The 14139-nt window shown below is 71.1% G+C and carries 12 protein-coding genes; 2 read left to right on the forward strand and 10 right to left on the reverse strand.

Annotation, left to right across the window (positions count from 1 at the left end):
• Positions 1–187: 187 nt before the first annotated feature.
• The 9 genes from Q0L54_RS06350 to hrcA all read right to left on the reverse strand — a co-directional run bounded on the left by Q0L54_RS06350 (position 188) and on the right by hrcA (position 10732).
• A complete protein-coding gene (locus tag Q0L54_RS06350; protein ID WP_296666326.1) occupies positions 188–3625 on the reverse strand; it encodes a hypothetical protein in 3438 nt (1145 codons plus the stop codon).
• Positions 3626–3776: 151 nt separating this feature from the next.
• The gene (era, locus tag Q0L54_RS06355; protein ID WP_296666328.1) at positions 3777–4682 is read right to left on the reverse strand and encodes a GTPase Era; all 906 of its coding nucleotides are present in this window, start codon (positions 4680–4682) and stop codon (positions 3777–3779) included.
• Positions 4675–5979, reverse strand: a complete 1305-nt coding sequence (locus Q0L54_RS06360) for a hemolysin family protein (protein WP_296666330.1) — start codon at positions 5977–5979, stop codon at positions 4675–4677. Before Q0L54_RS06360 ends, era begins: the two co-directional genes overlap by 8 nt.
• Complete coding sequence (gene ybeY, locus Q0L54_RS06365) at positions 5976–6425, reverse strand: rRNA maturation RNase YbeY (RefSeq protein WP_296666332.1); 450 nt, start codon at positions 6423–6425, stop codon at positions 5976–5978. Before ybeY ends, Q0L54_RS06360 begins: the two co-directional genes overlap by 4 nt.
• The gene (locus Q0L54_RS06370) at positions 6422–7420 is read right to left on the reverse strand and encodes a PhoH family protein (RefSeq protein WP_296666340.1); all 999 of its coding nucleotides are present in this window, start codon (positions 7418–7420) and stop codon (positions 6422–6424) included. The genes ybeY and Q0L54_RS06370 overlap by 4 nt, the downstream gene beginning before the upstream one ends.
• 38 nt (positions 7421–7458) lie before the next feature.
• A complete protein-coding gene (locus Q0L54_RS06375; RefSeq protein WP_296666333.1) occupies positions 7459–7812 on the reverse strand; it encodes an HIT domain-containing protein in 354 nt (117 codons plus the stop codon).
• Positions 7809–8582: a 16S rRNA (uracil(1498)-N(3))-methyltransferase gene (locus tag Q0L54_RS06380; protein WP_296666334.1), complete on the reverse strand. Its 774-nt coding sequence runs from the start codon at positions 8580–8582 to the stop codon at positions 7809–7811. The genes Q0L54_RS06375 and Q0L54_RS06380 overlap by 4 nt, the downstream gene beginning before the upstream one ends.
• A complete protein-coding gene (gene dnaJ / locus Q0L54_RS06385; protein ID WP_296666335.1) occupies positions 8579–9724 on the reverse strand; it encodes a molecular chaperone DnaJ in 1146 nt (381 codons plus the stop codon). The genes Q0L54_RS06380 and dnaJ overlap by 4 nt, the downstream gene beginning before the upstream one ends.
• On the reverse strand, positions 9725–10732 hold the full coding sequence (gene hrcA / locus Q0L54_RS06390) for a heat-inducible transcriptional repressor HrcA (RefSeq protein WP_296666337.1): 1008 nt from the start codon (positions 10730–10732) through the stop codon (positions 9725–9727).
• A gap of 211 nt (positions 10733–10943) precedes the next feature.
• Here hrcA and Q0L54_RS06395 point away from each other — a divergent pair, with 211 nt between their 5' ends.
• Both Q0L54_RS06395 and Q0L54_RS06400 read left to right on the forward strand, forming a co-directional pair.
• The gene (locus tag Q0L54_RS06395) at positions 10944–11324 is read left to right on the forward strand and encodes a DUF4870 domain-containing protein (protein ID WP_296666342.1); all 381 of its coding nucleotides are present in this window, start codon (positions 10944–10946) and stop codon (positions 11322–11324) included.
• 84 nt (positions 11325–11408) lie between these two features.
• Complete coding sequence (locus tag Q0L54_RS06400) at positions 11409–11873, forward strand: DUF4870 domain-containing protein (RefSeq protein ID WP_296666339.1); 465 nt, start codon at positions 11409–11411, stop codon at positions 11871–11873.
• A gap of 84 nt (positions 11874–11957) precedes the next feature.
• On the opposite strand, the gene Q0L54_RS06405 is transcribed toward Q0L54_RS06400, so the two are convergent.
• Positions 11958–13979, reverse strand: coding sequence for an acyltransferase family protein (locus Q0L54_RS06405; RefSeq protein ID WP_366937942.1), 2022 nt, complete (start codon positions 13977–13979; stop codon positions 11958–11960).
• Positions 13980–14139 lie beyond the last annotated feature (160 nt).

Genomic DNA, 14139 nt, shown 5'->3' on the forward strand with positions numbered 1-14139 from the left:
CCGGTGTAGTGGCTCATGGGGTGTCCTTCTGCTGCTTGTCGCTGGTGGGCCGGCACAGCAACCGCCGCGACGAGGATCCGGCCTGGATCAGGCCTCGTCGCGGCGACGAAGGAGCAGGCTGGCCTGCCGTGCACGCATAACGACACCCTAGCCGATGCGCGACGCGCGCCGCCAAGTGCGCGCGTCGCTAGCCCGTCAGGCCCAGGAAGACGTCGAGCCGCTCCACCTCGCCCGTCCGGTCGAAGATCTGTGCGCTGGTCTGGGCGGACAGCCCGAGACCGTCGACCAGGGTCGCCTCACCGTCGAGCACGATCCCGATGGAAGCGGGCCCGGCGCCGTGAAGCACCACCGGCACCTGGCACACCGTGAAGGCCATGGCGCCTGCTGGCACGTCGATGGTGCGCACCTCGCCGCGCACGTCCACGAAGGTGAGGGACGAGGGCTCCTCCAGCAGCTCGACCTGGCGCACCCGGGAAGGGAGGAAGTCGATGCGCCCGCGCTCGATCACGACGCCCATCTCGCTCATCCGCGTGATGAGATCCTCCTTCACCTGACCCGTCATTCCCGGCTGCTGCACTCCCGCGAACCCCGGCGTGTGCGAGTACGGGTCCGTGGGCACGGCACCGTACGCCGCCGGCGACTTGTCCGCACCGATCCCCGCGCGGATCTGCTCGTAGTGATCGCGGAGCCGGCCGATCACGGCCGAGTCGGCGCCGTCGCGCAGCGCGCCGAGGAGCGCCTCGTCCACGCTGAGCAGCAGCTTCGACACCATGTGCCAGTAGATGGATCCGAGGCCCTCGTACTTGTAGAAGGTCCCGGAGCGGCCGGTGAAGGACGCGTGCTCGAAGACCTGCTCGTACAGATCGAGCACCAGCCTCCGTTCCGCCTCCGCGACGGCGCCGTACTCCGTGCCGGCCAACGAGTCGAGCGCCTCGCCCAGGGAGCGGGCATTGCGGAAGTCCGCATTGAAGTGGACCTCGCCGGTCGCGTCGCGTGTCACGAGGCGGGTGTCGCCCCGGTCCAGCATGGAGGTGAGGAGCTCGGACTCCGCGGCCCCCGCCGGAGGCACAAGATTCTTGTCGAGGAAGTGAGGTAGGTCGCGGAACGGGTACAGCAGGTAGCTGTTCTGGTCCTCGCGGTAGAGAGCGCTCGATCGCAGGCTGTCGAGCAGGTCGGCGACCTCGTGGGGCCCGAGCACGCCGGCGCTGAGCACCGCCACCTGGCCCTCCAGCATCGGGTCGAGATGGGACACCGCGATCCCGGCGTCGGACACCTTCATGATGGTGTAGGAGTGATAGAGGCCATCGGCGCGCCGGTTCTGCGCGATGCTGTGGTCGGCGTGCTCCAGTGCCGCCGCGATCAGCTCGCGCACCGCCGCGACGGGGACCGGCCGCGACGTCGCGCGGGACATCGGATCGTAGACCTGCGTGCGGTACCGCTCCCCCGCCGTTCCGAGTCGATCGAGTACGGCCTTGCGCTCCGCGTTCGACACCGCCACGCCGGGCACGACCGGGTGCTCCTTCAGCGCGTCGGACGCGGCGTCGAGAAGGTCCGCCACGGCGTCCGAGAGCTCGACCCTGTCGAGGCCAGACGCCGCGAACTGGGCGTCGAGGAACGCGAGGTAGCGCCGCAGGTAGTACAGCGTGACCATGGAGACGCCGTTGCCCACCAGCGCGTTGTTGGCATCGTTCCACTCGGGCCGCTGGGTGTTGAGCCAGATGCCGGCCCCGGGCACGAAGTTCGACAGCTTCGACAGGGCGACGATCAGCAGTTTCTCTGCGAAGTTGGCGCGCACCAGCGAGCCGTCCGGCCCGCATGCCGCCTTGCCATCGGAGCCGATGCGGGCCGCGCGCGCCAGGGCCGCCGCCTCGACCTCATGGTCGAAGTCGATGGTGTCGCGGGGGTTCCGCAGCAGGTCCGCGTAGGGCCGGATCCGGTACGGCACGTCCGCGAAGGTGAAGACCTTGCGCGTGAGGAGCGCGGCGACGCTTCCGGGACGAAAGCGCTCGGCCGCCTCCAAGAGACGCTCCAGGTAGATCACCTGGTGGTCGCCCCAGTAGCCGATGTAGGCCCAGTCGTCGTCCGGATCGAGCACCTCCCACTCGAATCCCTCGCGCAGGACGCGGTAGGGGTTGTAGCCATCGAGCGTCGACGAATCGGCGAACTTGAACAGCATCGACTCGACGAGGTCCGGGTATGAGACAGCGAGCGCCTCCCAGTTCTGAAAGATGTCGCGCCAGTTGCCCTGGTAGTTGAGGGTGGGGTTGCCCTGTTGGTCCTTGAGCCGGATCGCGAACGTGTTCCAGGGCCGGCTCGGGTCCCCGTGGCGGCGGCTGAACGTCAGCGGCAGGTACTCCGCGGTGAGGCGCTCAAGGTCGACGTCTCCCACCGGTGCGACGAGGGCGATCAGCTCGTCGCGGCCGATGTGGTCCGGCAGCGCGCGCAGGAACTCCGCATGACGCGCGGCCACGGGTGCATTGCTCCGGCCCAGGAAGAGCTCGAGATCGTCCCGCGACACCGAATACCCATCCACCGGGATGCCGCCGCGCATGACGTTGAAGAGCGCATTCGCGAAGTGGCGCCACACGCTCGCCTCGCTCGCCGTCGCCTGCAGCCCGTCCGCGCGGCCCACCACGCGCACCAACTCCTGGGTGCCCCGGTCGACATCGGCGAGCACGCGCTCGCGTGCGTCAGTCTCGCGCGACTCCGCGAGGACGGTCCGCACCCCCGCGGCGTCCTTCTCCACGTCGGCGACGATGAGCCAGTCCCCCGACTCTCCGGGCGCGAGCGACAACGACGTCGACACGAGGTACGCGCCGCGACGCCCGCAAACGTCGGACTCGGGCTCCACGGCCTCGCCGCGACGGAACGCGTCGCACTGGACCGTCGACAGCACCACCTCGAACTCCGCGAGACCAGTGGCCCACGCGGTGTTGACGCGCAGGGCCTCGCTGGGTTCCGCGTTATCCACGGGAACCGAGCTCAGCCGGAACAGCGCGAGCCGCGACCCGTCCGCGAGCTCGGTGCGCTTGTAGCCGTCGACCAGGGTGCTGTACTCGAGCTGGAAGCGCCTGCTGATCAGCGCCGGCAACACGTTGCGGATGCCGTCGAGGAGGGCGACGTCCACGGCGGTGTCACCCGTGTTGCGCAGGTGCGCATGCCGCACGAACCCGTAGCGCTCCGAGGTCGACCACGAGTACCGGAACTCCAGCCCGAGATCGTGGTTGATCTCCTCGAACACCAGACGGTCCCCCTGCACGCTCTTGTACAGCGCACGCGATCGGCGGTACAGGCCGTCCTGGCGCGACGAGAACGGCTCCCACAACGCCGCGCGGCCGTCGCGGACGGCCCTGATGAGCGTGACGGCGCCCGTGGTGTCGGACGCATCGTGGATCCGGTCATCCGTGTAGTACGGGAACAGGGCGTTGTCAGGCTCGCGCCGCCCCGCGGTCAGGCCGCCGGAGCTCGACACGAACATCCAGTGGTCCGAACTGCTCACCACGCTCATGAAGAACGGCTCCATCGCATCGTAGGCACCGATGCGATAGCAGCGGCGGCCTTCGAGATCGACGAATTCGCCGGTCACGCGTGGCTGGGAGGGGCTCTCGATCACAGGGTGCTTCATCGCGGTACCTCAGAGTCGGCTCGAACCAGGATTCCCGAGCGCACTCGGCCGTGAGAGCGCTCTCACGAAGCCACTATACACAGTGTGAGAGCGCTCTCACGATGAGCGAAGGGGCCGACGAGAGCTCAGCGGCCCGACGGTCCTGCGACCATCAGAAGCCGAGGCGGCCCAGCTGCTTGGGGTCCCGCTGCCAGTCCTTGGCGATCTTGACGTGCAGGTCGAGGTACACCTTGCGGCCCAGCAGGCGCTCGATGCCGGCTCGCGCGGTGGCCCCGACCTCCTTGAGGCGGGACCCTCCCTTGCCGATGATGATCCCCTTCTGCGAGTCCCTCTCGACGAACACCTGGGCGCGGATCTCGAGCAGCGGGACCCGCGGGTCGTCCGGGTCCTGCTCACGCTCGACCATCTCCTCGACCATCACCGCGAGCGAGTGAGGAAGCTCGTCGCGCACGCCCTCGAGCGCCGCCTCCCGGATGAGCTCGGCCACCCGCACGTCCTCGGGCTCGTCGGTGAGCTCGCCGCCCGGATACAGCGCCGGGCCCTCGGGCAGGTAGCCCACGAGCAGGTCGACCAGGGTGTCGAGCTGAATGTCCTTGACCGAGCTCACGGGGACGATCTGCGCCCAGTCGCCCAACTCCGAGACGTCGAGCAGGTGCTGCGCGACGCGCTCGCGCGCCACCTTGTCGACCTTGGTGACGATGGCGATCACCGGCGCGCGCGCCTCCGACAGCTCGCGCGCGATCCACTTGTCGCCCGGACCCACCTTCTCGTCGGCGGGGAGGCAGAACCCGATGACGTCGACCTCCGCGAGCGTCTCCCGCACCACGGCGTTGAGGCGCTCGCCCAGCAGCGTGCGGGGACGATGCAGTCCCGGCGTATCGACGATCACCAGTTGGGCGTCGTCACGGTGGACGATTCCGCGGATCGCGCGGCGCGTGGTCTGCGGGCGGGAGGACATGATCGCCACCTTCTCCCCCACCAACGCGTTGGTCAGCGTGGACTTGCCCGCGTTGGGGCGCCCGACGAATGCCACGAACCCGGACCGGAACTCAGTCATCGTCATCCTCCTTCCGCCCACGTCTCCGCGGCGCCGTCTCATTCTCGCCCGTGACCGGGGGCGCCGTGCGCGCCACCAGCACCGACACCAGTTGCCGGCGGCGCCCCTCGGCGCGTTCGGCGAGCAGGTCGAGCCCATGCACCGTCACCCGGGACCCCGGAATCGGCACCCGGCCGAGCGCCTTGGCGAGCAGCCCGGCGACGGTCTCGACGTCGTCGTCGTCGATCTCGAGGTCGAAAAGTTCGCCCAGCTCGTCGAGCGGGCACCGCGCCGGCACCCGGAAGCGACCATCGCCCAGGTCCTCGACCTCGGGCGCCGAACGGTCGTGCTCGTCGACCACCTCGCCCACGATCTCCTCGAGCGCGTCCTCGATGGTGACGAGCCCGGCGACGCCGCCGAACTCGTCGACCACGATCGCCATGTGGAACACCTCGTCCTGCATGCGGCGCAGCAGGTCGTCGGCGGGAACCGATTCCGGCACGAACACCGGCTCGCGCATCAGCGAGTCGATCGCCTCGTCGAGGCGCTGAGGATGGTCCCACGTGACCCGGACCACGTCCTTGAGGTAGAGGACGCCGACAGTGTCGTCGACGCCGTCGCCGATCACCGGCACCCGCGAGAAGCCCGAGCGCATGAAGAGCACCATCGCCTTGCGCGCCGGGGTGCCCGCCTGCACGGTCACCATGTCCGTCCTGGGCACCATGACCTCGCGCGTCAGCGTGTCGCCCAGGCTGACCACCGAGCGCAGCAGCTCCGCGTCCTCCTCCTCCAGGGCGTCGCCCGCCTGCTCCACCAGGTCCTCTGGCTCGGCGAGCTCGCGCATCTGGAGCGCGGGCACCACGGCTCGAATCGGCGTCATGACCTGGATCAGCGCCCAGCCGAGCGGCGCGAGCGCCCGGATGGTCGCCTCGGGATGCCGTCGCCCAAGCCCGCGAGGGAGCGCACGGACCACGATGAGCGACAGAAACGCGGCGACCGCGGCCGCCAGCACGATCCCCGGCCACCGCTCCCAGCCCAGTGCCTCACCGAGCGCGATCGCGAGCGCGGTCCACGCCACCAGCGACAGCGACTCGAGCACCGCGTACCCCACCGACGCCGCGTTGTCGGCGTGGTCGGGCAGCACGGCGAGACGCGCGGCGCGCGTGGGCCGGCCGTCCGGCCGCAGTTGAGCGGCGATGCGACGCTCGTCGGCGTAAGGGATCTGCTCGAAGGCGGCGACGATCGCGTGCAACGCCGCGGCCCCCAGCAGTCCCGCCACGCCGACCACGACGAGCAGGGTGACGCCGGACGAGCTCATCGGTTCGCGAGGAAGGTGAGCAGCAGACTCCGCTGCAGCGCGAACATCTCCTTCTCCTCCTCCGGCTCGGCGTGGTCGTATCCGAGCAGGTGGAGGATGCCGTGCGTGGTGAGGAGCAGCATCTCCTCTTCCGCGCTGTGGCCGGCGGCCGCCGCCTGCCGCGCCGCGACCGAGGGGCACACCACGATGTCCCCGAGCAGCCCCGCCGGGGTCGGGTCCTCGGGGGTGCCGGGACGCAGCTCATCCATCGGGAAGCTCAGCACGTCCGTGGGGCCCGGCTCGTCCATCCACTGGACGTGGAGCTCCTCCATCGTGAGCTCGTCTACGAACATGATCGCGAGCTCTGCGCCGTCGGCGACGTGCATCTTCGCCAAGACGTAGCGCGCGAGCTCCGCGAACTCGACCTCGTCGATGCGCGCATCGGTCTCGTTGTTGACGTCGATCACTGTCTTTCCTCCCGGTCGAACCGGCGGCGTTGGCCGGTGGGGCGCGGGGCGCGCGCCTGGCGAGCCTCGTCGCTCTTCGCGTAGGCCGTGATGATGTCGCTCACCAGGCGGTGGCGCACCACGTCCTCGGCGGTCAGGTGGCAGAAGGCGATGTCCTCCACCCCAGCGAGGATCTCGGCGGCGGCCCGCAGTCCCGACTGCGTGGCGCCGGGCAGGTCCACCTGGGTGACGTCGCCGGTCACCACCATGGTGGTGCCGAACCCTAGCCGCGTGAGAAACATCTTCATCTGCTCGCGCGTGGTGTTCTGGGCCTCGTCGAGGATCACGAACGCGTCGTTGAGGGTCCGGCCGCGCATGTACGCGAGGGGCGCGACCTCGATGGCGCCGGACTCCATCAGCTTGGGGATCGACTCGGGATCCATCATGTCGTGGAGGGCGTCGTACAGCGGGCGGAGGTAGGGGTCGATCTTCTCGCTGAGCGAGCCGGGCAGGAACCCCAGCCGCTCCCCCGCCTCCACCGCCGGCCGGGTGAGGACGATGCGGTTCACGCGCTTGGCCTGCAGCGCGGCCACGGCCTGTGCCATGGCCAGGTACGTCTTGCCGGTTCCCGCGGGGCCGATGCCGAACGTGACCGTGTGCCGCTCGATCGCGTGCACGTACGCCGCCTGTCCCTGGGTCTTGGGGCGGATGGTGCGACCACGGGTCGACAGGATCGAGCGGCTCAACACGCCCGCGGGGCGCTCGTCCGCCCCCGAGTCGGGGTCCGCGGGGGTCGCGCGCAGCATGCGGACCGATTCGCGCGCCACGTCGGCGGTCAACGGCACCCCCGCACCGAGCACGTCGCGCAGCTCCTCCACGGCCGTGGCCGCCGCGGACACGTCGGCCTCGTCGCCGGTGAGCGTGATGCGGTTGCCGCGCACGTGGATGTCGACGCCGGGGAACGCTCGCTCGACCTCGCGGAGCACGCCGTCTCCCGAGCCGAGCAGCTCCGGCATGCGCGCCGCGTCGTCCACCACCACCACCCGGGTGACGCTCACGCGCTCCACCCGAGGGTGCCGCCATTCATCACGTGCCCGTGCGCGTGGAACACCGTCTGCCCGGCGGCGGCGCCGGTGTTGAAGATCCACCTGTACTCGCCGCCGCACTCGGCATCGGCGATGCGCTGCGCCACCTGCGCCATCTCCGCGAGCTCCTCGGGAGCCGCCGCGGCGAGCGCCGCCACGTTGGGCGCGTGCGTGCGCGGCACCACGAGTATGTGCACGGGCGCCTGGGGCGCGATGTCGCGAAACGCGACCACGCGATCCGTCTCCATCACCTTCTGGGCGGGGATGTCGCCGGCGACGATCCTGCAGAAGAGGCAGTCCTGCGCGGAGTCGATGTCGCTCATGGCTCCAGCCTAGTGACCGGCCCGCGCCAGTGACCCCGCGCCGCCGCGAGCACCGCGAGCGCCGCGGGTCCCGCGGAGGACGCCCTCAGCACGTGCGGCCCGAGCACCACGGGGAGCCCACCGGCGTCGGTGAGGGTCGCCAGTTCGGCGTCGGAGATCCCGCCCTCCGGCCCCACCACGCACCACACCTCCTGCTCGGGGTCGGGCCAGGCGAGCGAGACGAGCGAGGTGGTCGCGGACTCGTGAAGCACCAGCACCCGAGCGCCGCCGGCCACGGCCTCGGCGATGCGTCCCGCGAGGACCTTGGTGGACACCGCATCGTCCACCTCGGGGACCACCGCGCGGCGGCTCTGCTTGGCCGCGGTGAGCGCGAGCGAGCCCCACCGGGCGCGGCCCCGCTCGACCTTGGGGCCGCGCCACTGGACGATCGCCCGCTCCGACGCCCAGGGAACGATGCGGGTGGCCCCGAGCTCGACCGCCGACTCGACCGCCTGCTCGTCCCGGCCGCCCTTGGCGAGCGCCTGCACCAACGTGATCGCCGGGTCGTGGTCACGGCTCACGGACTCCACACGCAACTCGAACCAGCCGTCCCCGAGGGCGGCGATCGGGCCGCTCGCCCGGCTGCCGCGGCCGTCGACGACGTCGACGGACTCGCCGTGCTGACGCCTTTGGACCGTCACCGCATGACGTGCCTCGTCGCCCTCCACACGGAGGACGTCCCCCACGGCGGCCCCGGCGGCCGCCGCGTCGACGAAGACGGGCGCGGTCACCGCTCCCGGCCCATGAAGGCGTCCTTGAGCCGCGAGAACACACCCCCGCCGATCGGGGCGAGCCGCCCGTCGGGCGTCTCCTCGTCGCGCAGCGTGGCGAGCCGGCGCAGGAGCTCGGCCTGCTCGTCGGTGAGATCCGTGGGGGTGACCACGTCGAGGTGGACGTGCAGGTCTCCGCGGCCGGACCTCTGCAGGCGGCCGACGCCGAGCCCCTTGAGTCGGACGGTCGAGCCCGAGTGCGTACCGGGGCGCACGTCCACGTCCTGCGGCCCGTCGAAGGTGTCGACGGACAGGACGGTGCCCAGCGCGGCGGCCGTCATCGGCACCTCGAGTGTGCAATGGAGATCGTCCCCACGGCGCTCGATGACGGGATCGGCCTTCTCGCGGATCTCGATGTAGAGGTCGCCCTTGGGCCCGCCGGCGACGCCGGCGTCGCCGGCCCCCGTCATGCGGATCCGGGTCCCGGTCGCGACACCCGCGGGGATGTCGACCTTGACGGTGTGGCGGGAGTGCGTGCGCCCCTGACCGGAGCACTCGCCGCAGGGGTGGTCGATGGTCGAGCCGTAGCCGCCGCAGGTGGGGCACGGCGCCGTGGTCATGACCTGGCCCAGCAGTGAGCGCGCGACGCGCTGGACGGAGCCGGTGCCGTTGCACTGCCGGCAGCTCGTGGGTGACGTGCCCGGGGCGCAGCACGAGCCGTGGCAGGTCCCGCACACGTCCGCCAGGTCCACGAGCACCTCGCGGGAGACTCCGAAGACGGCCTCACGCAACGACACCTCGGCCTGCACGAGCGTGTCGCCGCCGCGCTGCGTGCGCGACGCGGGGCCGCGCGGAGCGCCGCCGAAGGGTCCGCCACCGCCACCGCCGCCGAAGAAGGTCTCGAAGATGTCCTCAAACCCGAACCCCTGGGGCCCGGCCCCGGCGCCCGATGCCGAGCGCGGATCGACGCCGCGGTCGTACTGAGCGCGCTTGTCCGCGTGGCCCAGCACGTCGTAGGCGGCCGCGACCTCCTTGAAGCGTTCCTCGCCGGCCGAGCCCGCGACGTCCGGGTGCAGCTCGCGAGCCAGCTTGCGATAGGCCTTCTTGATCTCCGTCTCGGAGGCGTCCCGCGGGACGCCGAGGACGGCGTAGTAATCCTTCACCTAGAGCTCCACCACTCTCGACAGATAGCGGGCGACGGCGCGTACCGCGGCCATCGTCCCTGGATAGTCCATGCGTGTAGGTCCGAGCGCGCCCACCAGGGACGATGCGTCACGGCCGTAGGCCGCGGCGATGATCGACGTGCTCGAGAGCGCCTCATGGTGGGTCTCGGCGCCGATCCTGACCGAGACATCGTCCCCCTGGCCCGCCATCTCGTGCAAGAGGCGCAGCAGCACCACCTGCTCCTCGAGCGCATCGAGCACCGGCGCGATGATGTCGGCGTCGAGTCCCGTGCCGGCGCGCGCCAGGTTCGAGGTGCCGGCGAATACCACCCGCTCGACCGTGCCGCCCCGTGCGGCGGTGAGGACGGTCTGAGCGACCAGGGAAGCCCACGGCGCCTGGCCGGGCGCCGCCGACCACGCGCTGAGCGCGGCCTCGAGGCGCGCGCCGCTGAGGCCGTGCGCCACCTCGTTGACCTCCCGGGCCGCCCGCTCGAAGGCCTCGTCCGAGGCCGCCTCCCCGAGCGCGATGGTCTGCTGGTCCACGCGCGCATCGGCGGAGACCACCACCACCAGCGCACGCTCCGCCCCGAGCCTCACCAGCTCGATGCGGCGCACCGCGGATTCGCGCAGCGAGGGGAACTGCACCACCGCGACCTGCCGGGTGAGCTGACTGAGCAGCCGCACGGAGCGCTCGACCACGTCGTTGATATCCACAGCGTCGGACAGGAACGTCCCGATCGCCCGGCGATGCGCCTCCGGCAGCGACGAGGCGGCGAGGTGGTCGACGAACGAGCGGTACCCCGCGTCCGTGGGGATGCGGCCTGCTGAGGTGTGGGGCTGAGCGATCAGCCCCTGCTCCTCCAGGATCGCCATGTCGTTGCGGATGGTCGCGGACGAGACACCCAGCGCGCGGGTCTCGGTCAATGCCTTCGAACCCACGGGCTCGTGCGTCGCGACGTAGCCCTCGACGATCGCGCGGAGCACGGCCTGGCGGCGTTCCTCGCTCACGTTCCCTCCTGGCACTCGAACTGGTCGAGTGCCAATCCTAACGCGGAGCGCGGCGGCACCCGGTGGCCGCACTCCTCAGAGGCGCCACGCAGAAGCGGCGCGCCCGCGCGCACCTGCGACGCGACCAGTGGTGACTCGCTAGCATCGTGGTGTCGGCACTCGCGCACGACGGGACCGCCGGCGTCACTGCATCCAAGGAGACGTGAACCACATGACCGACTACCCGCCACCGCCACCGCAGTCTCCCCCGCCCGCTGCCGCGCAGCCCATGAGCCAGTCCGAGGAGCGCCTGTGGGCGATGCTCTCCCACCTGGGCGTGATCTTCTTCGGCTTCCTCGCTCCTCTCATCATCTGGCTGATCTTCCGGGAGCGCAGCGGCTTCGTGAACGACCAGGGCAAGGAGGCGCTCAACTGGTCGATCCTGGTGACGATCGCGGGAGTGATCGGCGCGATCACCACCGTTGTCATCATCGGATTCGTCATCCTCCCCGTGGTCGCGATCGTGACCATCGTCTTCGGCATCATGGCGTCGATGGCGGCGTACCGAGGCGACATGTACCGCTATCCGTTCAACTGGCGCATCGTGAAGTAGGGGTACCCACCCCGACGAAGATCAGGGCCTCGCTCCGCCTCCGGGTGGATGCGGGGCCCTGGCGCATTCTGCGAACCTGGAGCCATGAACGAAACAGCTCAGAACCCCCAGACGTCGGCGGACGGCGCTCCCGTCTCGCCGTCGCAGTCCGCGGCCCCTCAGCCGCCCTACGCTCCGCGCCCGATGCTCGAGAGCGACGCCCGCACCATCGCGATGCTGGTCCACATCCTCGCCGCCGTGGCGATCGTGATCTCGGCCGGCACCCTGGCCTTCGTGGTGCCGCTCGTGATGTGGCTGATCTACCGCGAGCGCAGCGCGCTCGTCGACTACCACGGGAAGATGAATCTCAACCTGCAGCTCACCGTGCTGGTGACGGTGATCGGCGGGACGGCCTTGGGCCTCGCCACGCTCGGCATCGGCCTGCTGGTGACGATCCCGCTGATGATCGCCTATGCGGTCTACGCGCTGATCATCTCGATCATCGCCGGCGTGCGTGCCAACCGGGGAGAGTACTACGCGATCCCGCTCGTCATCCCCTTCGTGAAGTAACACGCTCCCGGGGCCGCCTCGCCCCATACGCACGGGCCTCCGCCTCCACGGCGGGGGCCCGTCGTCGTGCCCGTCAGGCTCCTGTCACCCCACGTCGAGCGCGGCCGCGTCGCGGAGGCCCCTCTCGACGACACCCACGAACAGGTCCACGCCCGACGCACGCGGATGTATCCCGTCGGGCCCCAGGATCGACGTGTCGGCCTCGACCACCCGCTGCCAGTCGGCGATCACCACGGTGTCGTAGCGTTCGGCGGCGGCGCGGATCGCCTTCTGCGCTCCAGGCATCCACGATCGGTCGCCATACGGCGTCACCAGCACCACGGGCCGGTCCCCCACGGTGGCCATGAGGCGGTCGATGTCGGCGTCACGGACGGTGCCGTTGGTGCCGAGCGCGAGCACCACGTACGGGCGCAGGCGGTCGTTCCGCGCGAGCCAGTCGATGCGGTCCACGCCCACCGAGAACTGCTTGCCCACCGCCGCCTCGACGCGCAGGCCCGGCATGGCATCCGTGAGAGCGCCCGCGGACCCGAGCGTGACGGAATCGCCCACCATCATCACCGCGCTCCCGGAGGGCAGCGCGGCCGGGGCCGCCTGGGCCTCGGTCGCGGTGGGCGACGGCTCGGGCGCCGCCGATGCCTCGACCGCCGGAACCACCGGAACGGCGGGGCTCACGGGCGCGGACGTTGCCGCGGGCGGCGCCTGCTCGGTGGGAGCCTCCGCCGCGGGCACGGAGGCCTCCACGGAGCGGGCGCCCTCCTCGAGCTGCAGCTCGAGCGAGGTCTTTGCCGGCGCCGCGGCCACCGCGGAGCCGGCGAGCGCGATCACCGCCGCGACCGTGCCACCGAACAGGCCGGCGCGGCGGCGGCGGGCCGCCTGGATCACTTCACGGGTATCGGACACCGGATAGAGCCAGTCGACAAGTCGTCGCGCGGAACGTCGAAAACCCTCGCGCCGCACCGGTAGCTCCAGCCACCGGTAGGAGATGGTGGCCGCGATCACGGTGACGATCGAGGCCAGCACCACCGTCGCGCCCGAGACCATGCGGATGCGGCCACCGTCGAAGCCCGTGGCGAGGATGACGAAGACCGGCCAGTGCCACAGGTAGATGCCGTAGGAGCGCTCCCCGATCCATCGCATCGGCCCCGCGTCGAGCAGCCCGCCCAGGCGCGGTGCCTCGACCACGGCGAGGATCACCGCGGCCGTGGCGATCGAGGCGAGCAGCAGCCCGCCGCGATACGTCCAGGGCGCGTCCCAGGGCATGAAGCCGGCGATGAGCGCGATCGCCACGAGACCGGCGCCGCCGGCGGCGATGCCGGCGCGCGCGACCCTCCGCGACGGCTCGGGGCGGTCCTGGCGGTGGCGCCACCAGAAGGCGAGCGCCGCGCCGATCATGAGGCCGAAGGCGTGCGTGTCCGTGCCCACGTACACCCGCGTCGGGTCACCGTCGACGGGCAGCAGCAGCGCCATGGCAACCGCAGAGGCCAGCGCGAGCGTCGCCGCGGCGGCGGCGGCGCGGCGCATCGCCATCCCCAGCGTGAAGACGCCCAGCACCGCCAGCGGCCAGAGCAGGTAGAACTGCTCCTCGACGGCCAGCGACCAGAGGTTGCCGAACAGGTGAGGCGAGCCCGCTGCGGCATAGCTCTGGCCCACCGCGACCGTCAGCCAGTTGCTGGTGAAGGTGGCGGCCGCGGCGATCTGCGCGCCCACCCCCACCAGCAGGTCGCCCCAGGGTGACCCGTTCACCGGTTGGCCCCGGAGCTGCAGATACACCACGCCGATGGCGACCGCGGCCACGCACACCGCCACCAGGGCCGCCAACGCGGGCACGAGCCGGCGCGCGCGGTGCAGCCAGAAGCGCCGCAGCGAGATCGCGCCGCGCTCGGCCCTCTCCTTGAGCAGGATCGAGGTGATGAGGAAGCCGGACAGCACGAAGAAGATGTCGACGCCCACGTAGCCGCCGGGCAGGGCTCGCGGCGCGAAGTGATAGGCCACCACCAGCAGCACGGCGACGGCGCGCAAGCCGTCGAGACCCGCGATGCGTCCGGATCGGACAGCGCGGGTCTCGTGCGTTCGCGCCGTCTCCGGCGCCAGTTCCTGAATGCTGATCGGCGTCTCCGGCGGCCCCGACGGCCACCGCTCCCTTCCTCGAAATCAGGATAGGGTCGCGCATTCCGGTCTCCTCGCAGGCGCGACGCGAGCCGCGCCGCATTGGCTCGTCGGGCGACCGGGAGGCGTCGGGCGCGCCCGCCCAGCTTGGTCAGGGGAC

The sequence above is a fragment of the Demequina sp. genome (assembly GCF_024642165.1).
Lineage (GTDB): Bacteria > Actinomycetota > Actinomycetes > Actinomycetales > Demequinaceae > Demequina.